Annotated in this window: 20 protein-coding genes; 5 read left to right on the top strand and 15 right to left on the bottom strand. The window is 74.2% G+C overall.

The genetic code is table 11. From position 1 onward, the window contains the following. Window positions 1-24 precede the first annotated feature (24 nt). Window positions 25-1,110, bottom strand: coding sequence for a protein kinase domain-containing protein (locus tag ABTX81_RS07280; protein ID WP_350542264.1), 1,086 nt, complete (start codon window positions 1,108-1,110; stop codon window positions 25-27). 85 nt (window positions 1,111-1,195) lie between these two features. Here ABTX81_RS07280 and ABTX81_RS07285 point away from each other — a divergent pair, with 85 nt between their 5' ends. After that, on the top strand, window positions 1,196-1,738 hold the full coding sequence (locus ABTX81_RS07285) for an SHOCT domain-containing protein (protein ID WP_350542265.1): 543 nt from the start codon (window positions 1,196-1,198) through the stop codon (window positions 1,736-1,738). 189 nt (window positions 1,739-1,927) lie between these two features. Here ABTX81_RS07285 and ABTX81_RS07290 read toward each other — a convergent pair whose 3' ends face one another. Further along, window positions 1,928-3,832: a serine/threonine-protein kinase gene (locus tag ABTX81_RS07290; protein WP_350542266.1), complete on the bottom strand. Its 1,905-nt coding sequence runs from the start codon at window positions 3,830-3,832 to the stop codon at window positions 1,928-1,930. Window positions 3,833-4,085: 253 nt separating this feature from the next. On the opposite strand from ABTX81_RS07290, the gene ABTX81_RS07295 reads away from it, so the two are divergent. Then, a complete protein-coding gene (locus ABTX81_RS07295) occupies window positions 4,086-4,700 on the top strand; it encodes a hypothetical protein (RefSeq protein ID WP_350542267.1) in 615 nt (204 codons plus the stop codon). Between the two features lie 90 nt (window positions 4,701-4,790). On the opposite strand, the gene ABTX81_RS07300 is transcribed toward ABTX81_RS07295, so the two are convergent. The 4 genes from ABTX81_RS07300 to ABTX81_RS07315 form a co-directional block, all read right to left on the bottom strand. Continuing rightward, on the bottom strand, window positions 4,791-5,918 hold the full coding sequence (locus ABTX81_RS07300; protein ID WP_350542268.1) for a GuaB3 family IMP dehydrogenase-related protein: 1,128 nt from the start codon (window positions 5,916-5,918) through the stop codon (window positions 4,791-4,793). Window positions 5,919-6,100: 182 nt separating this feature from the next. Next, window positions 6,101-7,606, bottom strand: a complete 1,506-nt coding sequence (guaB, locus tag ABTX81_RS07305) for an IMP dehydrogenase (protein WP_350542269.1) — start codon at window positions 7,604-7,606, stop codon at window positions 6,101-6,103. Between the two features lie 244 nt (window positions 7,607-7,850). After that, on the bottom strand, window positions 7,851-8,519 hold the full coding sequence (gene shbA / locus ABTX81_RS07310; RefSeq protein ID WP_350542270.1) for an RNA polymerase sigma factor ShbA: 669 nt from the start codon (window positions 8,517-8,519) through the stop codon (window positions 7,851-7,853). Between the two features lie 317 nt (window positions 8,520-8,836). Then, a complete protein-coding gene (locus tag ABTX81_RS07315; protein ID WP_014136228.1) occupies window positions 8,837-9,448 on the bottom strand; it encodes a response regulator transcription factor in 612 nt (203 codons plus the stop codon). Between the two features lie 569 nt (window positions 9,449-10,017). Between ABTX81_RS07315 and ABTX81_RS07320 the strand changes: the two genes are divergently transcribed. Further along, window positions 10,018-10,344, top strand: a complete 327-nt coding sequence (locus tag ABTX81_RS07320; protein WP_350542271.1) for a WhiB family transcriptional regulator — start codon at window positions 10,018-10,020, stop codon at window positions 10,342-10,344. Window positions 10,345-10,424: 80 nt separating this feature from the next. On the opposite strand, the gene ABTX81_RS07325 is transcribed toward ABTX81_RS07320, so the two are convergent. The 3 genes from ABTX81_RS07325 to groES form a co-directional block, all read right to left on the bottom strand. Further along, window positions 10,425-11,429 (bottom strand): LysR family transcriptional regulator, encoded by a 1,005-nt coding sequence (locus ABTX81_RS07325; RefSeq protein WP_350542272.1) that lies wholly within the window; start codon window positions 11,427-11,429, stop codon window positions 10,425-10,427. 143 nt (window positions 11,430-11,572) lie between these two features. Further along, a complete protein-coding gene (groL, locus tag ABTX81_RS07330; protein WP_350542273.1) occupies window positions 11,573-13,201 on the bottom strand; it encodes a chaperonin GroEL in 1,629 nt (542 codons plus the stop codon). Window positions 13,202-13,317: 116 nt separating this feature from the next. Further along, window positions 13,318-13,623, bottom strand: a complete 306-nt coding sequence (gene groES, locus ABTX81_RS07335; RefSeq protein ID WP_014136232.1) for a co-chaperone GroES — start codon at window positions 13,621-13,623, stop codon at window positions 13,318-13,320. A 301-nt stretch (window positions 13,624-13,924) separates the two neighbouring features. Here groES and ABTX81_RS07340 point away from each other — a divergent pair, with 301 nt between their 5' ends. Then, window positions 13,925-15,133 (top strand): class I SAM-dependent methyltransferase, encoded by a 1,209-nt coding sequence (locus tag ABTX81_RS07340; protein WP_350542274.1) that lies wholly within the window; start codon window positions 13,925-13,927, stop codon window positions 15,131-15,133. Here the strand turns inward: ABTX81_RS07340 and ABTX81_RS07345 are convergent. The 5 genes from ABTX81_RS07345 to tsaB form a co-directional block, all read right to left on the bottom strand. Continuing rightward, window positions 15,109-16,026, bottom strand: a complete 918-nt coding sequence (locus ABTX81_RS07345) for a polysaccharide deacetylase family protein (RefSeq protein WP_350542275.1) — start codon at window positions 16,024-16,026, stop codon at window positions 15,109-15,111. The genes ABTX81_RS07340 and ABTX81_RS07345 overlap by 25 nt on opposite strands. A 98-nt stretch (window positions 16,027-16,124) precedes the next feature. Then, complete coding sequence (locus ABTX81_RS07350) at window positions 16,125-16,388, bottom strand: hypothetical protein (protein WP_502892719.1); 264 nt, start codon at window positions 16,386-16,388, stop codon at window positions 16,125-16,127. Further along, window positions 16,385-17,473 (bottom strand): tRNA (adenosine(37)-N6)-threonylcarbamoyltransferase complex transferase subunit TsaD, encoded by a 1,089-nt coding sequence (tsaD, locus tag ABTX81_RS07355; protein WP_350542276.1) that lies wholly within the window; start codon window positions 17,471-17,473, stop codon window positions 16,385-16,387. The genes ABTX81_RS07350 and tsaD overlap by 4 nt, the downstream gene beginning before the upstream one ends. Next, window positions 17,466-17,999, bottom strand: a complete 534-nt coding sequence (gene rimI / locus ABTX81_RS07360; protein WP_350542520.1) for a ribosomal protein S18-alanine N-acetyltransferase — start codon at window positions 17,997-17,999, stop codon at window positions 17,466-17,468. Before rimI ends, tsaD begins: the two co-directional genes overlap by 8 nt. A 62-nt stretch (window positions 18,000-18,061) precedes the next feature. Then, window positions 18,062-18,718 (bottom strand): tRNA (adenosine(37)-N6)-threonylcarbamoyltransferase complex dimerization subunit type 1 TsaB, encoded by a 657-nt coding sequence (gene tsaB / locus ABTX81_RS07365; protein ID WP_350542277.1) that lies wholly within the window; start codon window positions 18,716-18,718, stop codon window positions 18,062-18,064. 230 nt (window positions 18,719-18,948) lie between these two features. Here tsaB and ABTX81_RS07370 point away from each other — a divergent pair, with 230 nt between their 5' ends. Further along, complete coding sequence (locus ABTX81_RS07370; RefSeq protein ID WP_350542521.1) at window positions 18,949-19,578, top strand: hypothetical protein; 630 nt, start codon at window positions 18,949-18,951, stop codon at window positions 19,576-19,578. A gap of 12 nt (window positions 19,579-19,590) precedes the next feature. Here the strand turns inward: ABTX81_RS07370 and ABTX81_RS07375 are convergent, their stop codons facing one another. Next, window positions 19,591-19,809, bottom strand: a complete 219-nt coding sequence (locus ABTX81_RS07375; RefSeq protein WP_350542278.1) for a hypothetical protein — start codon at window positions 19,807-19,809, stop codon at window positions 19,591-19,593. Between the last annotated feature and the right edge of the window lie 56 nt (window positions 19,810-19,865).

A 19,865-nucleotide genomic window follows, 5' to 3' on the forward strand; every position in this document is an offset into this window, starting at 1 on the left:
GCGACCATGCTCCCACCGGCCCCGTCAGCCTGCGAACAGCACCACGGCCACCACTCCGAGGACCAGCAGCAGGAACACCCCACCGACCAGCAACGGGCCCAGCAGCGACGGCGGGATCCGCGGTGGCCGGGCCGGGCCGGACACCTCCGCCCGCGCCCGCTCCGCGCCGTCCGCGCCGCCGCCCTTGGCCGCACGGCGCTTCCCGGCCGGGCGACGCGGCTCCGGCACGGGCGCCGCCACCCGCTCCCCCGCCGCCGGCTCCGGCGCGCCCGCCAGCAGCTCCGCCAGCTCCAGCCGGACCTCCGCCGCCGTCGGCCGCCGCGCCGGATCGGACTGCACCAGCCGCTCCACCAGCGGCCCCAGCGGCCCGCACGCCTCCGACGGCACCCGCCGGCCCTCCCGCACCGCCGTCACCAGCTCCGGCACCCCGCTCTCCGGGTACGGCGCGCGGCCGGTCGCCATCCGGTGCAGCAGCACCCCGAGCGCCCAGCAGTCACCGGCCGGACCGCCGTCCAGCGGCCAGCGCTCCGCCACCGGCCCGACCAGCTCGGCCCGGACCTCGTAGCGCCGCCGCCCACCGGGGCCGCCCAGCTCCTCGGCCAGCACCTCCTCGGCGACCCCCGGCAGCAGCCCGCCCAGCAGCGCCGCGCCGTCCTCGCAGACCAGCACCGACCCGGCGGTCAGGTTCCCGTGCGCCAGCCCCGCGTCGTGCAGCGCCCGCAGCGCCGCGGCGAGGTCCGCCGCGATCTCCGCCGCCCGGTACGGCGGCAACGGCCCGTCCGCGAGCACCGCGGCCAGCGAACGCCCGGCCGGGCACTCCTCGACGGTCCAGAGCAGCTCGCCCTCGACGAACGCCCCGGCCCCCTGCAACAGCCGCGGATGCCGCGGTGCACCGGCACCGACCGCCGCCACCCGGCGCACCAGCCGCTCCCCCGGCTCCGGGCCGGCGCCGTCCGGCTCCTGAACCCCGGTCAGCGGCGCGGGCAGCTCCCACCCGCGAAGCCGCACGACATCGCCGCTCCCCTCGTCCACGGCGACCGCACTCAGCGCCTCCGGACGGTCCGTCAACCGGTAACGCCCCGCCAGCACCTGCCCCGGGCCCGCTCGCATGCGTGTTCCTCTCCGCTCACCGCCCAAGCCTAGGCCCTGCCTGGCCGCAGGAGGCGCCGCGCGTGCCCCGGATTACCCTCGGTCCATGGACTGGACCGATCTGATCGACGCGGCCTTCGACGTGGCCGGCAACAGCAGCAGCGACAACCGGGCCGCGGCCCTGCGCACCGTCGAGGCGAACGTCGCCCCCGACGAGAAGCCGGTCGCCTCCACGGCCGGGCGCCACCCCGACCACTTCCGCAAGGGCGTGCTGGTCCTGACCACCCACCGGCTGCTCTTCCTCAAGGACGGCAAGCCCCCGGTCCCGGTTCCGCTCGACGCGGTCACCGACGCCACCGTCACCAGGACCCGGATCAACGGCGAGGTGCTGCTGGTGGTCGCGCTGACCGGCTCGCACCGCTTCGAGGACGTGGTCAAGGCGGAGATCTTCGCCGAACAGCTCCGCGCCGCCGCCCGGCTGGCCCGCGAGGCCTCGCGGAAGGCGCTCACCGCCCCGGCCCCCGCCGCCCCGGCCGCCTCCTCCGGCGCCGAGCTGCTGGACCAGCTGGAGCGGCTGGCCGCCCTGCACACCGCCGGCGCCCTCACCGACGACGAGTTCACCCGGGCGAAGCAACGCCTCATCGGCTGACGGGCCCGCCCCGCCCCTACTCACGCCCCGAGCCGAAGGGGCGCGCCGGCGCCGAAAGGGAGGAGCGAGGACGCCGTGACGAAGGAGCGGCGTTGGAGCGACGACCGTCGGCGCCGGGTCAGAGCGCCCCGGAGGCGAGCGGGCGAATCACAGCGCCGGGTCAGAGCGCCCCGGAGGCGAGCGGGCGAATCACAGCGCGGGCTGGAAGGTGTCGAACGCGGTCTGGCGGGCCTGGGCGTTCTGCGGCGCGGCCCAGTCCGCGTCCGGCGTCGTCCAGTAGATGGCGTAGCCGTACTTGGCCGGGGTGCCGGTGACGAAGCCGCGGTTCAGCGAGTGCATCCGCGCGCTGCCGCTGATCCACTCCCAGTCGGCGGCGTTGGTCCACTCCCGGTAGGCCACGGACTGCAGTTGCACCCGCTGGTAGTTGGTCACCTGGCCGCGCAGCCCCGGCTCGGCGTCCTGCCAGTCGGCGAGCGCGCTCGACCCCGGCGCGGTCGTCCACTCGATCCGCAGGGTGCTGCCGTTGCCCTTGAAAGTGCGGCGGATCGACTCCGAGCTCGACAACTGCAGCCAGTCGGGCAGCACGATCGAGAAGCCGGACGGGTCCTTGTACTCGTGGTACCCGGCCGGCACGACCGCCCCGGTCGGCGTGGGAGTCGGCGTCGGCGTGGGAGTGGGCGTGGGAGTGGGCGTAGGCGTCTCGCTCGGCGTGGGGGCGGGCTCCGGCGCCGCGCTCTCCACCGGGGCGGAGCTCTGCGAGGCCGTCTCCTGCTCCGCGCCGCCGCCCGGCGTGGCGTCGGAGGCCGCCACCACCGGAGCGGTGCCGTGCGCGCCCTCCGCCGAGCCGTCGTCGGAGCCGCCGAGCGCCTGGACCAGCGCGACCACACCCGCGATCAGCAGCAGCACCACCACGACCGTCGCCACGGCCAGGCGCCGCCGGCCGGTGCGCGGGTCCGCCCCGGCCGCCTGGGTCGCGCCCAGCGTCCACTCACTGGTCACCGGCCGAGCCGCCTCGGTCTCCGGCCCCGACGGCCCCGACGGCTCCGATGGCCCCGATGGCTCCGACGGACTCGACGCCCCGGCCGGCTTCCCGGACTCCGTCGCCTCCGCGGGCGCGACCGGCTCCGCCGGCGCCTCCCCGCCCTTCGCGTCCCCGGCCCGGCTGCCCACCCGGACCGTCCCCAGCAGCCCGCCGACCCGCGGCTTCCCGCCGCCCTCGGCGACCGGCACCGCCTGCTCGGTGGTCGACTCGGCCCGCGCGGTCGACTCCGCGACCACCCGCTTGAGCATCGACCGGGTCTGCGAGGCGGTCAGCCGCTCCGCCGGGTTCTTGGCCAGCAGCCCCTCGATCACCGGCAGCAGCGGCCCGGCGTTCACCGGGGTGGACAGCTCCTCCGTCATCACCGCCGTCAGGGTGGCCAGCGCCGAGCCCCGGTCGTACGGCGGACGGCCCTCGACCATCGCGTACAGCGTGCCGCCCAGCGACCACAGGTCGGCCGGCGGTCCGGGCTTCTGCCCCTGGGCCCGCTCCGGGGAGATGTAGGAGGGCGCGCCGACCAGCATCCCGGTGGAGGTCACCGAGGTGTCGCCCTCCACGCTGGCGATGCCGAAGTCGGTGAGCACCACCCGGCCGTCCTCGCCGATCAGCACATTGGACGGCTTGACGTCCCGGTGCAGGATGCCGAGCGCGTGCGCGGCGCTCAGCACGCCGAGCACGTCCAGCGCGATCTCCGCCGCCCGGGCCGGCGCCAGCGGGCCGTCCTCCCGGACCACGTCCGCCAGCGACCGGGACTCGACCAGCTCCATGACGATCCACGGCCGGTCGTCCTCCTCGACCACGTCGAAGACGGTGACCGCCGAGTTGTGCCGGATCCGCGCCGTCGCCTTGGCCTCGCGCAGGGTCCGGACGATCAGCCGGTGCTTCTCGTCCTCCTCCACGCTGGCGTTCATCCGCAGTTCCTTGACCGCGACCGTCCGGCCCAGCATCTCGTCCTCGGCGCGCCAGACGGTGCCCATGCCACCGCGCCCGAGCACCGCGTTCAGCCGGTAGCGGCCGGCCAGGAGGCGGCCGGTGGAACCCTGCGCCTGGGTCATTTCGGAACGTTCCCCCATGTGCTGCTGGCGGTCGTGGTGACGGCGCGTCGGACCGGCCGGGCCCGAACGCCCAAGCCTCCATCATCCCCTGTCCCGCGCGCCCCCGACCACCCGGCCCCCGGCCACCCTGGCACGCGTCGCGGACCGGGGCGGCGCTCCGTGCCCGATCTGTGATCGAAAACTCTGTCGATGCCGCTCCGGGCCCTGCTACCGTGCGGCAGCTCATCGTCTTTCCGGGGGGAACACGACGTCCATGACCGCATCCGCACCGGGCGCTGACGGCCAGTCGGGCCGGCCGCCCACGGCCCCGCACTTCTCGGTCGCACCGGAACCGGAGACCCCGGAGGGGTACGTGGCGCCCGGCATGCCCGGTGCCCCGGTGGCCGGTTACCGCCCCGCCGTCCCAGCCGCCCCCGCCGATCCCGCCTCCTCCGGCGACGCCGCCGACGCGGCGGGCCGCGCCCCCGGCCGGCGGCACCGGACGGGCCGGGCCGTGGCGCTGGCCGTGCTCGCGATGCTGGCCGGCGCCGTGGCGTTCGGCTGCGCGCCGACCCGCGCGGAGGCCACCGTCGGCTGGCTGGCCATCGCCCCGGCGGCGGCGGTCGCCTGGCCGCTGGGCCGGCTCGGCGGCCCGGGCCGGCTGCTGCCGCCGCTGGGCGCCCTGCTGGCGTCCGGCGCGCTGTTCCTCGGCCAGTTGCTCGGGCAGACCCGCCGGCTGCACGAGCTGGCCGGCCCGGGTTACGGCGAGCTGCTGCGCGACGCCCTCCCGCTCTGGCGCGACGCCCGCCGCCCGCTGGACCTGGTCTTCTACGGCATCGCGGTGATCGGCGGCTTCCTCCTCACCCGCCGCGCCGCGACCCGCCAGTAGGCCGCCCCCACAGGCCCGCCCCGGCACGGCGCGGGGCCCCCGTCGCGCGATGCGACGGGGGCCCCGGGACGGCGGAGCCGCAGGACCGGCTCAGCGGTGGTTGAGCGCCGGGTTGACGGTCACCTCGACCCGCTGGAACTCCTTGAGCTCGGTGTACCCGGTGGTCGCCATCGCCCGGCGCAGCGCGCCGAAGAGGTTCATGGTGCCGTCCGGGGTGTGCGACGGGCCGGCCAGGATCTCCTCGGTGGTGCCGACGGTGCCGAGGTCCACCCGCTTGCCGCGCGGCAGCTCCTCGTGGACGGCCTCCATGCCCCAGTGGTAGCCCTTGCCGGGCGCGTCGGTGGCCCGGGCCAGCGCGGCACCGATCATCACCGCGTCGGCGCCGCAGGCGACCGCCTTCGGGATGTCGCCGCTGTAGCCGACGCCGCCGTCCGCGATGACGTGCACGTAGCGGCCGCCGGACTCGTCCATGTAGTCGCGGCGGGCGGCGGCCACGTCGGCGACCGCGGTGGCCATCGGGACCTGGATGCCGAGCACGTTGCGGGTGGTGTGCGCGGCGCCGCCGCCGAAGCCGACCAGCACGCCGGCCGCGCCGGTGCGCATCAGGTGCAGCGCGGCGGTGTAGGTGGCACAGCCGCCGACGATGACCGGGACGTCCAGCTCGTAGATGAACTGCTTGAGGTTGAGCGGCTCGGCCGCGCCGGAGACGTGCTCGGCGGAGACGGTGGTGCCGCGGATGACGAAGACGTCGACCCCGGCGTCCACGACGGCCTTGGAGAACTCGGCGGTGCGCTGCGGCGAGAGCGCGGCGGCGGTGACCACGCCGGAGTCGCGGACCTCCTGGATCCGCTGCTTGATCAGCTCGGCCTTGATCGGCTCGGCGTAGATCTCCTGCAGGCGGCGGGTCGCGGCGGCCTCGTCGGAGATCGCGGCGATCTCGTCGAGCAGCGGCTGCGGGTCCTCGTAGCGGGTCCAGAGGCCTTCCAGGTTCAGCACGCCCAGGCCGCCGAGGCGGCCGATGGTGATGGCCTGCTGCGGGGAGACCACGCTGTCCATGGGAGCGGCCAGGAACGGCAGCTCGAAGCGGTAGGCGTCGATCTGCCAGGCGATCGAGACCTCCTTCGGGTCACGCGTACGGCGGCTGGGGACGACGGCGATGTCGTCGAAGGAGTACGCCCGGCGGCCGCGCTTGCCTCGCCCGATCTCGATCTCAGTCACTTCGAGCCCTTCTGGTGGTATTGCTCATGCCCGCCGGGTCACCCCGGCCGCCCCCCAGTATCCCGCACCCGCCCGCCGCCGCACGGCGCCGCCTGCCGCCCGGCCCCGCGAGGGGTGGGTGCCCGGACAGCCCGCGGGGCCCGCCACCGAGCGGTGGCGGGCCCCGCGGCCGGGTACCGGGATCAGCGGCGGGCGCTGTAGTTCGGCGCCTCGACGGTCATCTGGATGTCGTGCGGGTGGCTCTCCTTGAGGCCCGCCGAGGTGATCCGGACGAACCGGCCCTTGCTCTCCATCTCGGCGACGGTGGCCGCGCCGACGTAGCCCATGGTCTGGCGCAGGCCGCCGACCAGCTGGTGCAGCACCGCGGCGAGCGGGCCGCGGTAGGGCACCTGGCCCTCAATGCCCTCGGGGACGAGCTTGTCGTCCGAGGCGACCTCGGCCTGGAAGTAGCGGTCCTTGGAGTAGGACCGGCCCTGGCCGCGGGACTGCATGGCGCCCAGCGAGCCCATGCCGCGGTAGGACTTGAACTGCTTGCCGTTGATGAACATCAGCTCGCCCGGGGACTCCTCGCAGCCGGCCAGCAGCGAGCCCAGCATCACGGTGTCGGCACCGGCGGCGAGCGCCTTGCCGATGTCGCCGGAGTACTGCAGGCCGCCGTCGCCGATGACCGGCACGCCGGCCGCCTGGCAGGCCAGCGCGGCCTCGTAGATCGCGGTGACCTGGGGGACGCCGATGCCGGCGACCACGCGGGTGGTGCAGATGGAGCCCGGGCCGACGCCGACCTTGACGCCGTCCACGCCGGCGTCGATCAGCGCCTGGGCGCCGTCACGGGTGGCGACGTTGCCGCCGACCACGTCGACCTTGACGGCCGACTTGATCTTGGCGATCCAGGCCAGCGCGTTGTGGCTGTGGCCGTGCGAGGTGTCGACGACCAGGAAGTCCACGCCCGCCTCGACCAGGGCCTGGGCGCGGTCGAAGGCCTCGGCGCTGGCACCGACGGCGGCGCCGACCAGCAGCCGGCCCTCGGCGTCCTTGGCGGCGTTCGGGTACTGCTCGGCCTTGACGAAGTCCTTGACGGTGATGAGGCCCTTGATCCGGCCGTCGTCGTCGACCAGCGGCAGCTTCTCGATCTTGTGGCGGCGGAGCAGCGCCATGGCGTCGACGCCGGAGATGCCGACCTTGCCGGTGATCAGCGGCATCGGGGTCATGATCTCGCGGACCTGGCGGGTGCGGTCCGTCTCGAAAGCCATGTCGCGGTTGGTGACGATGCCGAGCAGCTTGCCGCTCTCGTCGGCGATCGGCACACCGGAGATCCGGAACTTGGCGCAGAGCGCGTCGGCCTCGGCGAGCGTGGTGTCCGGGCCGACCGTGATCGGGTCGGTGACCATGCCGGACTCGGAGCGCTTCACCAGGTCGACCTGGTTGGCCTGGTCCTCGACCGACAGGTTGCGGTGCAGGACGCCGACACCGCCCTGACGGGCCATCGCGATCGCCATCCGCGACTCGGTGACCTTGTCCATCGCCGCGGAGAGCAGCGGAATGTTGACGCGCACGTTGCGCGAGACCCGCGAGGAGGTGTCGACCTGGTTCGGCAGCACCTCGGACGCCCCCGGCAGCAGCAGGACGTCGTCGTACGTGAGTCCGAGCATCGCGAACTTCTCGGGTACGCCTGCGGCGTTGTAAGACATTTCGGGGGTACCTTCCGTGGCCGGCTCGATCAGCTCGCGCCCTGAGGGTGGGGGCGCTGTCATCAGCTCACTCGCTCGGACCGCCGAAAGCCCGGTGGCCTTTGGAGGATCCTCCAGGGAAAACCCGTGCACACCGTCGAAACTTTGGCGACCCGCCCAGGCGCCGATACCCCATGGTACTGGCACCGCGAATGCGCTCTCGTGTGCCCTTGACAACAAAGGCCGGCCATGAGCCATTCCGGCGCTAGGAGGACTCCTCGGCGAGCGCCCGCAGCCTGCTCAGCGCGCGGTGCTGGGCGACCCGGACCGCCCCCGGGGACATCCCGAGCACCTCGCCGGTCTCCTCCGCCGAGAGCCCGGCGGCCACCCGCAGCAGCACCAGCTCGCGCTGCCTGGCCGGCAGGTTGGAGAGCAGCTCCTTGGCCCAGGCGGCGTCGCTGCTGAGCAGCGCCCGCTCCTCCGGGCCGAGCGCGTCGTCCGGCACCTCCGGCAGGTCGTCCTGCGGGATCACCGTCGAGCCGGGCCCGCGCATCGCGGCCCGCTGCAGGTCGGCGATCTTGTGCGCGGCGATCCCGTAGACGAAGGCCTCGAACGGGCGCCCCTGGTCCTTGTACCGGGGCAGCGCGCAGAGCACCGCGACGCAGACCTCCTGCGCGATGTCGTCCACGTGGTGCCGGGCGCCGCCGGGCAGCCGGACCAGCCGGCCGCGGCAGTACCGCAGGGCCAGCGGGTGGACGTGGGCGAGCAGCGCGTCGATCGCCGGTCCCTCGCCGCGGACGGCGGCCGCGACCAGTTCGGCGAGCGCGCCGGGCCCGTCGGCCGGTTCCGCGTACGCCGGGCCGGGCCCGGGCGCGGAGGGCTCGGCCTCCACCGGGTCCGCCTCACCGGGAGCCCCGGTCACGTCGTCACGCATCGGTCCATGGTGCCTGGTCGCGCGGGAAAACGCGGCACCGCGTCCGGAGTTGTGCACCGGAACGTTATGCGGTGCCGCACCGGTCCGCACCACCGGCCCCTCCTGCACCGTCCCGCCTCCCGCCCCGCCGCCCCGGGCGGTCCCGTCCGCGGCGCCGTCCGCCGAGTCTCCTGCGGCTGCGTGGTTCGCCGCAGTTCCTGTCCGCTGGTCCCCGAGGTGCTCCACTCCTCCATGGTGCAACCTCGGGACCGTAACGTCACACGCCCCCGCGCGGGCAATCGCGCGGAGCGTGCCGCAACCGGCGGCGCCGGCGGCGGTCAGCGGACCAGGCCCCAGCGGAAACCCAGCGCCACCGCGTGCGCGCGGTCCGAGGCGCCGAGCTTCTTGAACAGCCGTCGGGCGTGGGTCTTGACGGTGTCCTCGGAGAGGAACAGCTCGCGCCCGATCTCGGCGTTGCTGCGGCCGTGGCTCATGCCTTCGAGCACCTGGATCTCACGCGCCGTCAAGGTCGGGGCCGCGCCCATGTCGGGGCTGCGCAGCCGGCGCGGGGCGAGCCGCCAGGTCGGGTCGGCGAGCGCCTGGGTGACGGTGGCCCGCAGTTCGGCGCGCGAGGCGTCCTTGTGCAGGTACCCGCGGGCGCCCGCGGCGACCGCGAGGGCGACACCGTCGAGGTCCTCGGCGACGGTGAGCATGATGATCCGGGCGCCCGGGTCGGCGGACAGCAGCCGCCGCACCGTCTCCACCCCGCCGAGGCCGGGCATCCGGACGTCCATCAGGACGAGATCGGAGCGGTCGGCCACCCAGCGGCGGAGGACCTCCTCCCCGTTCGTCGCGGTGGTGACCCGGTCGACACCGGGTACGGTCGCGACCGCGCGGCGAAGCGCCTCGCGGGCGAGCGGGGAATCGTCGCAAACGAGAACGGAAGTCATGACCGTCGTCCTCCGCAGCTGATCCGCGTCACGTTGAGCCTCCTGGCTGGTACGAACCTCTCCGACACGGCCGATCGGCGTCAGACTCCGTGCTGATCGCCTGAGATTCCCCGCGATCGTTCCCGACGTCCGGCGTCCGCTAACCGCCTCCGCACTTCCAACGACCATCACTCGAATGAGTTACGGCCTTCGGGGCCACCTCCACCACTGTACGTGGCCGACCCGTTACCGATCAGCCGCATCGCGGTGCACACGCCGCACTTTTGCGCAGCTCGCGCGCGGTCGGCGTACAACCCGCACACCCGCGCGGGTCCGCGCGCGCCCGTCGGCCACCCGAATGCCACATCCGCGCCCGGCGGCCGCCGGCCGGGCCGCCATGCCCACTTTGCCCGGTTTTCGAGCTTTTGTATGGTCATTGACTGTTGTGCCACTCTGTGGGTGACTTGTCCATGGAGTTGCCGTAAGTCATATTTCCAGGTGTCCACACCGCGCCGGACGCCCCGCCGCCCCACCGCCGACACGATCCGCCGGTGGGGCCCGCGGTCGACGACCTCTGAAGGGAATGAGCCATGGCAGATTTCTCCCGACTCCCCGGCCCCAACGCGGACCTCTGGGACTGGCAGCTCTCCGCGGCCTGCCGCGGCGTGGACAGCTCGCTCTTCTTCCACCCCGAGGGCGAGCGCGGTGCGGCCCGGAGCTCGCGCGAGGCGAGCGCCAAGGAGGTCTGCATGCGCTGCCCGGTACGCACCGAGTGCGCCGCGCACGCGCTGGCGGTCCGCGAGCCGTACGGCGTCTGGGGAGGCCTGACCGAGGACGAGCGCGAGGAGATGATGGGCCGTTCGCGCCACCGCCTGGTGGAGGTACCGCTCACCGCGCCGGGTGCGGCCCAGCAGTAGGACACCGGCACCGCCCACCGGGAGGAAACGTTTCTTCCCGGGGTGAGGCGTGCCTGCCGCGGGCCCGGCGCGCCGACGGGTCAGCGCCCGGCCGCCGCCCCGGCCAGCCGCTCCAGCATCAGCGCCACCGCCGGCACCTCGGCGAGGTCGGGCAGGGTCAGCGCGACGACCTGCCGCACCGCCGGCGCCCCCGAGGCGGCGTGCACCGCCACCGGCGCCACCCCGTCGGGGCGCACCGATTCCAGCGCCAGCCCGGGCAGCACCGCCACCCCGAGCCCGGCGGCCACCAGCCCGACCACCGCCGGGTAGTCGTCGGTCGCGAAGTCGATCCTCGGCTCGAAGCCGGCGCCCGCGCAGAGCTCCACCAGGTGGCCCCGGCACTGCGGGCAGCCGGCGATCCACTGCTCCCCCGCCAGCTCGGCCAACTCCACCGGCCCGCCCCGCCCGGCCAGCCGGTGCCCGGCGGGCAGCAGTCCGACCAGCGGGTCGTCCAGCAGCGGGGTGACCACCAGATCGGACCAGTCGGCCCCCGCGCTCAGCTGCTGGGCCTCCAGATTGGCCTCGGCCCGCGCCTCCCGGGGTGTGCCGTGCGCGGGCGCGGGCGCCGGCGCGAGGGCGGATCCGGGGGCCTGCGGGTAGCGGAAGGCGAGCGCCACCTCGCACTCGCCGCCGCGCAGCATCGCCAGCGACTCCGGCGGCTCCGCCTCGACCAGCGACACGCGCACGCCCGGATGGCTGTCCCGCAGCCGGGCGACGGCGGGCGGCACCAGGGTGGAACTGGCGGTCGGGAAGGAGACCAGCCGGACCCGCCCGGCCCGCAGCCCGGCGATCGCCGCGACCTCCTCCTCGGCGGCGGAGAGCCCGGCGAGGATCCCGGTGGCATGCTTGAGCAGGACCCGCCCGGCCTCGCTCAGCTGCATCCCGCGGCCGGATCGGACCACCAGCGGGGTGTCCACGGACTTCTCCAGCGCCTTCATCTGCTGGCTGATGGCGGGCTGGGTGCAGCCCAGCTCGCGGGCGGCCGCGGAGAAGGAGCCGGTGCGGGCGACAGCACGCAGGACGCGCAGGTGGCGGGCCTCGATCATGGCACCAAGATATAAGGAATTCTTTGCAACACGCAAAATTCAACTGATGGTTGAAGCCTTGAACACGCCGCAGGCCCGGCCCGCCTCCCCTCGCGGGGCGCGGACCGGGCCTGCGTCAGTGGCTGCGGTCAGCAGCCGCGGCCTCAGTGCGAGTGGCCGTGACCACCGTGCGAGTGACCGTTGTCGGCCTCCTCCTCCTTCTTCTCCACCACGAGGGTCTCGGTGGTGAGCAGCAGGGAGGCGATCGAGGCGGCGTTCTCCAGGGCGGAGCGGGTGACCTTGACCGGGTCGATGACGCCGGCCTTGACCAGGTCGCCGTACTCGCCGGTGGCGGCGTTGTAGCCCTGGCCCTGCTCCAGCTCGGAGACCTTGGAGGTGATGACGTAGCCCTCCAGGCCGGCGTTCTGGGCGATCCAGCGCAGCGGCTCGTGCAGCGCCTTGCGGACGACCGCGACACCGGTGGCCTCGTCGCCGGACAGGCCCAGGCCGTCGTTCAGCACCTTGGCGGCGTGGACCAGGGAGGCGCCACCACCGGCGACGATGCCCTCCTCGACCGCGGCGCGGGTCGCCGAGATGGCGTCCTCCAGGCGGTGCTTGCGCTCCTTGAGCTCCACCTCGGTGGCAGCACCGACGCGGATGACGCAGACGCCGCCGGCCAGCTTGGCCAGGCGCTCCTGCAGCTTCTCGCGGTCCCAGTCCGAGTCGGTGTTGGCGATCTCGCCCTTGATCTGGGCGACGCGGCCGGCCACGGCCTCGGACTCGCCGGCACCGTCGACGACGATCGTGTCGTCCTTGGTGACGGTCACGCGGCGGGCCGAGCCCAGCACGTCCAGACCGGCCTGGTCGAGCTTGAGGCCGACCTCCTCGGAGATCACGGTGCCGCCGGTCAGGACGGCCAGGTCGCCGAGGATCGCCTTGCGGCGGTCACCGAAGCCCGGGGCCTTGACGGCCACCGCGTTGAAGGTGCCGCGGATCTTGTTCACCACGAGGGTGGACAGCGCCTCGCCGTCGACGTCCTCGGCGATGATCAGCAGCGGGCGGGAGGTGCCGCCCTGCAGGATCTTCTCCAGCAGCGGCAGCAGCTCCTGGATGGAGGAGATCTTGCCCTGGTTGATCAGGATGTACGGGTCCTCGAGGACCGCCTCCTGCCGCTCCGCGTCGGTGACGAAGTACGGCGACAGGTAGCCCTTGTCGAACTGCATGCCCTCGGTGAAGTCCAGCTCCACGCCGAAGGTGTTCGACTCCTCGACGGTGATGACACCGTCCTTGCCGACCTTGTCGATCGCCTCGGCGATCAGCTCGCCGACCTGGGCGTCCTGGGCGGACAGGGTGGCGACGGCGGCGACGTCGTCCTTGCCCTCGATCTCGCGGGCGACCGACAGCAGGTGCTCGGAGACGGCGGCGACGGCCTTGTCGATGCCCTTCTTCAGGGCGGCCGGGCCGGCGCCGGCGGCGACGTTGCGCAGACCCTCGTTGACCAGGGCCTGGGCCAGCACGGTGGCGGTGGTGGTGCCGTCACCCGCGACGTCGTTGGTCTTGGTGGCGACCTCCTTGACGAGCTGCGCGCCAAGGTTCTCGTACGGGTCGTCGAGCTCGACCTCACGGGCGATGGTGACACCGTCGTTGGTGATGGTCGGGGCGCCGAACTTCTTGTCGATGACGACGTTGCGGCCCTTGGGGCCGATGGTCACCTTGACGGTGTCGGCCAGCTTGTTGACACCGCGCTCCAGCGAGCGGCGGGCGTCCTCGTCGAACTGCAGGATCTTCGCCATGTTCCCTATTCCCTCGGGGGTGCGGCCTTCGCGGCGGCCGCTCGACTACGTGAACCAACAGCCACGCCCCGGTCCCCTGTCACTAGGGACACGGATCCGGGGCGTGGCAGGACGCTTTACTTCTCGATGATGGCGAGAACGTCGCGGGCGGAGAGCACCAGGTACTCCTCGCCCTGGTACTTCACCTCGGTGCCGCCGTACTTCGAGTACAGGACGATGTCACCGACGGCGACGTCGAGCGGCAGACGCTGGCCGTCCTCGAAGCGGCCCGGGCCGACGGCCAGGACGACGCCCTCCTGGGGCTTCTCCTTGGCGGTGTCCGGGATAACCAGGCCGGAGGCCGTGGTGGTCTCGGCGTCGAGCGGCTGGACCACGATGCGGTCCTCGAGCGGCTTGATGGCAACCTTGCTGCTGGTGGTCACGTCCGAGCTCCCCTTCGGAGATTACGGGGTTTTCTAACGGGTAGGGGCGAACACACGCGTCTGCCGTCGCGGGGGTCAGACACGCACTGTCGCGTTAGCACTCCCCCGGTGGGGAGTGCTAGGACGACCATAGGCCGCAGTTAGCACTCAGTCAACCAGAGTGCCAACGACGCGCCCGTCGGCACCACGCCGTGGATGAGTGGCCGTACTCATGTGCGAAGGCCCGGGGCCGCGGACCCGGTCCATGACCGAGCCGGTCCGAGCGGCCCCGGCCCGTGCCGCGACCGGCGAGAATGGCCCTGTGGAGAACGACGACCTGCGGCCCCTGCTGACCGACCGGGGCCAGTCCCTGCTCGCCGAACTGCGCGACTTCGCGCCCGGGGAGGAGCTGGCGCTGGCCACCCGGCTGCGCAAGGAGCACCCCGCCGATCTGGTGTCGGCGGCCTTCGGGCAGGCCCGGCTGCGGCAGCGGGCCCGGGCCAAGTTCGGGGCCGACGCCGATCTCATGTACTTCACGCCCAACGGCGTCGAGCAGTCCACCCGGCGCGAGGTCGCCGAGTGGCGGGCGCGGCGCTTCGCGGACCTCGGGGTGAAGCGGCTGGCCGACCTCTGCTGCGGGATCGGCGGCGACGTGCTGGCGCTGGCCCGGGCGGGCGTCGAGGTGCTCGCCGTCGACAAGGACCCGGCCGCCTGCGCCGCCACCGCCGCCAATGCGGCCGCCCTGGGCCTGGCCGACCGGGTCGAGGTGCGCTGCGCGGACGTCGCCGACGTCGACGTCACCGGCTTCGACGCGGTCTTCACCGACCCGGCACGGCGCACCTCGCGCGGCCGGGTCTTCGACCCCGAGGCGTACGCGCCGCCGCTGTCCTGGGCGATCGGGGCCGGCCGGCGCACCCCGGTCGGCGCGCTGAAGGTGGCCCCCGGCATCCCGCACGAGGCGGTGCCGGCCGACGCGGAGGCCGAGTGGGTCTCCGACCACGGCGACGTCAAGGAGGCGGTGCTCTGGTTCGGCACCCGGGCCGAGCGCCCGCACCGCGCCACCCTGCTGCCGCAGCGGGCCAGCCTCACCGGCGGCGACCTGCCCGATCCGCCGGCCGGCCCGGTCGGCCGCTACCTGTACGAGCCGGACGGCGCGGTGATCCGCGCCCATCTGGTCGCCGAGGTGGCGGAGCGGGTGAGCGGGCGGCTGATCGACCCGAAGATCGCCTACGTCACCTCGGACGAGCTGGTCGACACCCCCTACGCGCACGGCTTCGAGCTGACCGACGTGCTGCCGTTCCACATCAAGAAGCTCAAGGCGCTGCTGCGCGAGCGGGGCGTCGGCACGGTGGTGATCAAGAAGCGCGGGATGGCGATCACCCCGGAGGAGCTGCGCCGCCAGCTGAGGCCCAGCGGCCCGAACACCGTCACGGTGATCCTCAGCCGCACCGACCACGGCCCGCTGATGATGCTCGGTCACCCGGTGACCGGGCCGGCCGCGGCCGTTCAGGCGGGCGGCGCCGCGATGTAGTCCTCCAGCCGGGCCACCGCGAAGCCCTGCTCCTGGATCCGGGCCAGCAGCTCCCCGAACATCTGCGTCATCGTCTCGCCCTTGAGGTCCTTCGGGCCCCGGAAGTGGGCGAGCACGATGTCGCCGGGCCGCAGCTTCTTGTCCGCCGCCTGGTACTGCATGTCGTGGATCTGCATCGACTCGCGCCACAGCACGATCGCCTTCGGCCCGCACTGCTGCACCGCGGAGTTGAGCGCCGGCGTGTTGGCGCCGTCGCCGTACGGCGGGCGGAACAGCAGCGGCGGGGTGCCGTACTGCTGGGTGAGCGCGGCCTGGGCGTCGCAGACCTCGGACTTCTGCTTCTCCGGCGCCACCCTGCTCAGCTGGGCGTGGTCCACGGTGTGGTTGTGGACGTGGTTGCCGAGCGCCTGGAGGCGCTTGAAGTAGCCGTAGTCGTCCTTGACGATGTCGCGGGTCAGGAACATCGAGACCGGCACCTTGAGGTCGGTCAGCATCTCGACGAACGCCGGGTCCTTCTCGGCGCCGTCGTCGATGGTGAGGAAGACGACCTTGTCGGTGGTCCGCACCTCGCTGAACACCGGGACCGGGCCGGTCCGCTGGAGCTTCACCGGCTTGTCGGCGGGCGCGGGGGGCGCCGGCGGCAGCGGCGTGAGGTGCCACTTCGCCCAGGCGGCGGCGTCCCCGGCGGCCGGGGCGGGCGGCGCGCTCGGCGGCGCACTGGCCGCGCCCTGCGGCGACGCGGCCCCGGCCGGGGCGGTGGCGCTGCTCGGCGCCACCAGGGCGGCGGAGGCGGCCCCGCTGTCGCCCCCGCCCGCGCACCCGGTGGCGGCGGCCAGCAGGACCACCGCCCCCGTCGCGTACGCCGTCGTCCTGCTCCGCCCGTGCCTGTTCACCGCGCCGTGCTCCCCGCTCCCGTTCAGCGATCCCGCTCGCTAGCACGGTAACGGTCGGACGTTCGGTTCCCGGTCGGGCGTGCGAACGCTACGAGCGGCTACTCCACATGCTCGCTGGTGAAGGACCAGCGGTGCACCGGACGGCCCAGCAGGCCGGCGGGCGGCTCGGCCACCGGCACCGGCTCGCCGGACCACCAGGTGATCAACAGCACACGCTCGCCGGGAGCGGCGAACAGCTCGGCGCGCAGCAGTCCGGTACGGCCGCGCAGCGCGGGCAGCGCGGTCTCCCGGACCCAGGCGGAGAGCTCGGCGCCCCGCCCGTCGGCGGCCCGGGCCTCCCACATCGCGGCGGTGGTGCTCACGCCTGCCCGCCCAGGGCCTGGTAGGCCTGGCCGTGGAAGTCGGTGTGCGGGACGTGGACCTCGGTGACGGGCAGCGAGGAGTCCGCCGACAGGTCGAAGGAGGACGGCGCGCGGTCCCGCCAGACCATCTCGGAGCCGAGCGCGGCGACCATCGCGCCGTTGTCGGTGCACAGGCCCGGGCGCGGCACCCGCAGCCGGATGCCGGCCTTGTCACAGCGCTGCTGGGCCATCTCGCGCAGCCGCGAGTTGGCCGCGACGCCGCCGCCGATCATCAGGTGGTCGACGCCGTTGTCCTTGCAGGCCTTGACCGCCTTGCGGGTCAGCACGTCGGTGACCGCCTCCTGGAAGGACGCCGCGACGTCGGCGATCGGCACCTCCTCGCCGGCCCGGCGCCTGGCCTCCACCCAGCGGGCGACGGCGGTCTTCAGGCCGGAGAAGGAGAAGTCGTACTCCGGGTCCCTGGGGCCGGTCAGGCCGCGCGGGAAGGCGATCGCCTTGCGGTCGCCCTCGCGGGCGGTGCGGTCCACCACCGGGCCGCCGGGGAAGCCGAGCCCGAGCACCCGGGCCACCTTGTCGAAGGCCTCGCCGGCCGCGTCGTCGATGGTCGCGCCGAGCGGGCGCACATCGCTGGTGATGTCCTCGCTGAGCAGCAGCGAGGAGTGCCCGCCGGAGACCAGCAGGGCCATCGTCGGGGACGGCAGGCGGCCGTGCTCCAGCTGGTCCACGCAGATGTGCGAGGCGAGGTGGTTGACGCCGTACAGCGGCTTGTCCAGGGCCCACGCGTACGCCTTGGCGGCGCTCACGCCGACCAGCAGCGCGCCGGCCAGGCCGGGCCCCGCGGTGACGGCGATGCCGTCCAGGTCGCTCGCCTTGACGCCCGCGGTGTCCAGGGCGCGCTGGATGGTGGGGACCATCGCCTCCAGGTGCGCGCGGCTGGCGATCTCGGGGACGACGCCGCCGAACCGGGCGTGGTCGTTGACGCTGGAGGCCACCGCGTCGGCGAGCAGGGTGGTGCCGCGCACGATGCCGACGCCGGTCTCGTCGCAGGAGGTCTCGATGCCGAGGACGAGCGGTTCGTCAGCCATGGGGGGTGTCCTTCTTCACGTCCGGTCGCGGGTGGTCCGCGGGTTCGTCGAGGTCTTCGGGGGCGGCGGCACCGTCGACGGCGGCGGCCGCGAGGTCGAGGCGCATCACCAGCGCGTCGATGCCGGCCGGCTGGTAGTAGCCACGCCGGATGCCGACCGGCTCGAAGCCGAAGCGCTCGTAGAGCCGCTGCGCGCGGGTGTTGTCCACCCGCACCTCCAGCAGCAGGTCCGCACACGCGCGCCGGGCGGCCTCCCGGACCAGGTCGGCGAGCAGCGCCGCGCCGAGCCCGGTGCCCTGGTGGCGGCCGTCCACGGCGATGGTCTGCACGTCTCCCTCGGCGGCCACCGCCATCAGCCCGGCGTAGCCGACGATCGTGCCGTCCGGGGTGACGGCGACGGTGTAGTGGCGGGTGCCGCCCGGGTGGGCCTCGGCCAGCTCGGACCAGAACATGCCGGCGGACCAGGCGTCCTCGGGGAACAGCTCCAGTTCCAGCGCCAGCACCGGGGCGATGTCCCACCAGCGCATCGGGCGCAGCGTGGCGGCGGGGACGGCGGTGGTGCGCGCGGCCCCGTCGGTGCTCGGGCCGGTCACGCCGGGAGCACCGCCTTGTAGCCGGCCGGCACCTGGGCGTCCGGGCGGCGCAGGTAGAGCGGGGCGTTGGGCAGCAGGTCCCGGCCGGCGGCCAGCTCGGCGGCGGCGAAGTCGGCGAGCGCGCCGGCCGAGACGTGCTCGGGGCCGTGCGCGCCGGGGAAGGTGTCCGGGTAGAGCAGCGCGCCGGCGCCGACCGAGCGGGCCGGCGGCGTCAGCTCGCCCGGGCGGTCCACCGACGGGCCCTCGGTCCGGCGGCCCTCGGCGTCGTACGCGGCCCAGTAGACCTCCTTGCGGCGCGCGTCCGTGGCCACCGTGAACGGCTCGCCGGCCAGGCCCTCGGCGCGGGCCCGGTGGGCGATCGCGTCCAGGGTGCAGACGCCGTGCACCGGCAGGCCCAGGGCGTGGCCCAGCGCGGCGGCGGTCACCAGGCCGACCCGCAGGCCGGTGTAGGGGCCGGGGCCGACGCCCACGGCGATGCCGGTCAGCCGGTGCTTGTCGACACCGGCCGCCCGCAGCACCTGGTCGATCGCGGGCAGCAGGAGTTCGCCGTGGCGCCTGGCGTCGACCTGATCGGTCTCGGCGAGGACGGCCGTGCCGTCGTGGACGGCGGCGGTGACGGCGGGGGTAGCGGTGTCGAACGCGAGCAGCAGCACGGGTCAAGGTTAGGCCCTCTCTTCCGGATCACGTCGGGCGGTGACCTGTCGGGACCCGGTCCGGTCCCGGCGTCCGGCGCGGACGCGCCGCACCGGCCGGTGTCCGCCGCACGACCGAAAACCCGCTCCACGGCGGAACACACGTCCGACGCGATGCGGACCGGACGGGCGAACCTGGCACGATGGGGCCGACGGTTGTTGGGACGGCGGTGGGAGCACACGTGGCGAAGATGGGTCCTGGAGTAGTGGTCACGGGGCTGACCCTGGGGGCCCTGGCGGTGGTGAGCCTGCTGGCCTTCCAGGCCAACGGCGCGCAGGACCGCGCGATCGCGGCCAATCCCGGCGCGAGCACCTCCGCCTCGTCCAGCGGGCCGGCCGCCTCGGCCACCCCGACCGCCACGCCCACGCCGACCGCCCCGACGCTGCCCGCCGCGGGCACCGGCACCGGGCTGCGGGTCGTCTACTCGGTCGGCTCGCACTACGTCTGGCTGATCGACCCGAAGAAGACCCCGCAGGTGGTGGCCGCCTTCCCGGTCACGCCGGGCACGGTCGAGCCGGCCCTCGGCAGCTACCCCGTGTACAGCCGCACCCAGTCCGGCACCGGCACCGACGGCAAGCAGATCGAGCACGTGGTGCGGTTCGCCCAGCAGAACGGCGTGGTGTTCGGCTTCAGCGCCCCCGTCGACGGCGCCACCGGCACGCCGGCCGCCGCCCCGACGAGGTCCGCGTCGGGCACGCCCTCCGCGATCGGCGGCGGCGACACGAAGGCCAAGACCGGCGGCATCCGCAGCAGCCGGGCGGACGGCCAGCTGCTCTGGGACTTCGCGCCGAAGGACACCAAGGTGGTCGTGATCGCCTGACCCGGGTGTGGATCAGGCGGCGCGGCGGGTGTCGTGCGCGCCGCCGTCCACCGGCGGCTCCTCGGGCCGCGGGTTCGCGGCCGGACGGCGCCCGGGCGGGGTGGAGACCGCCTCGGCGGCCGCGCAGGCGGCCAGCAGGGCCCGCATCGGCTCCGCCGCGGCTCGGCGGTCGGGCCCCTCGGCCCCGGTCCCGCGCGGTTCGCGCTCCGGGGCGGGCGTGGTGCTCGGCATGGCGCCTCCCTAGTTAGGCAGACCTAACCTCAAAGCCCATCCCACCACGCCCGGGA

It is taken from the genome of Kitasatospora sp. NPDC097605 (assembly GCF_040302725.1).
In the GTDB taxonomy this organism is placed as follows: Bacteria; Actinomycetota; Actinomycetes; order Streptomycetales; family Streptomycetaceae; genus Kitasatospora.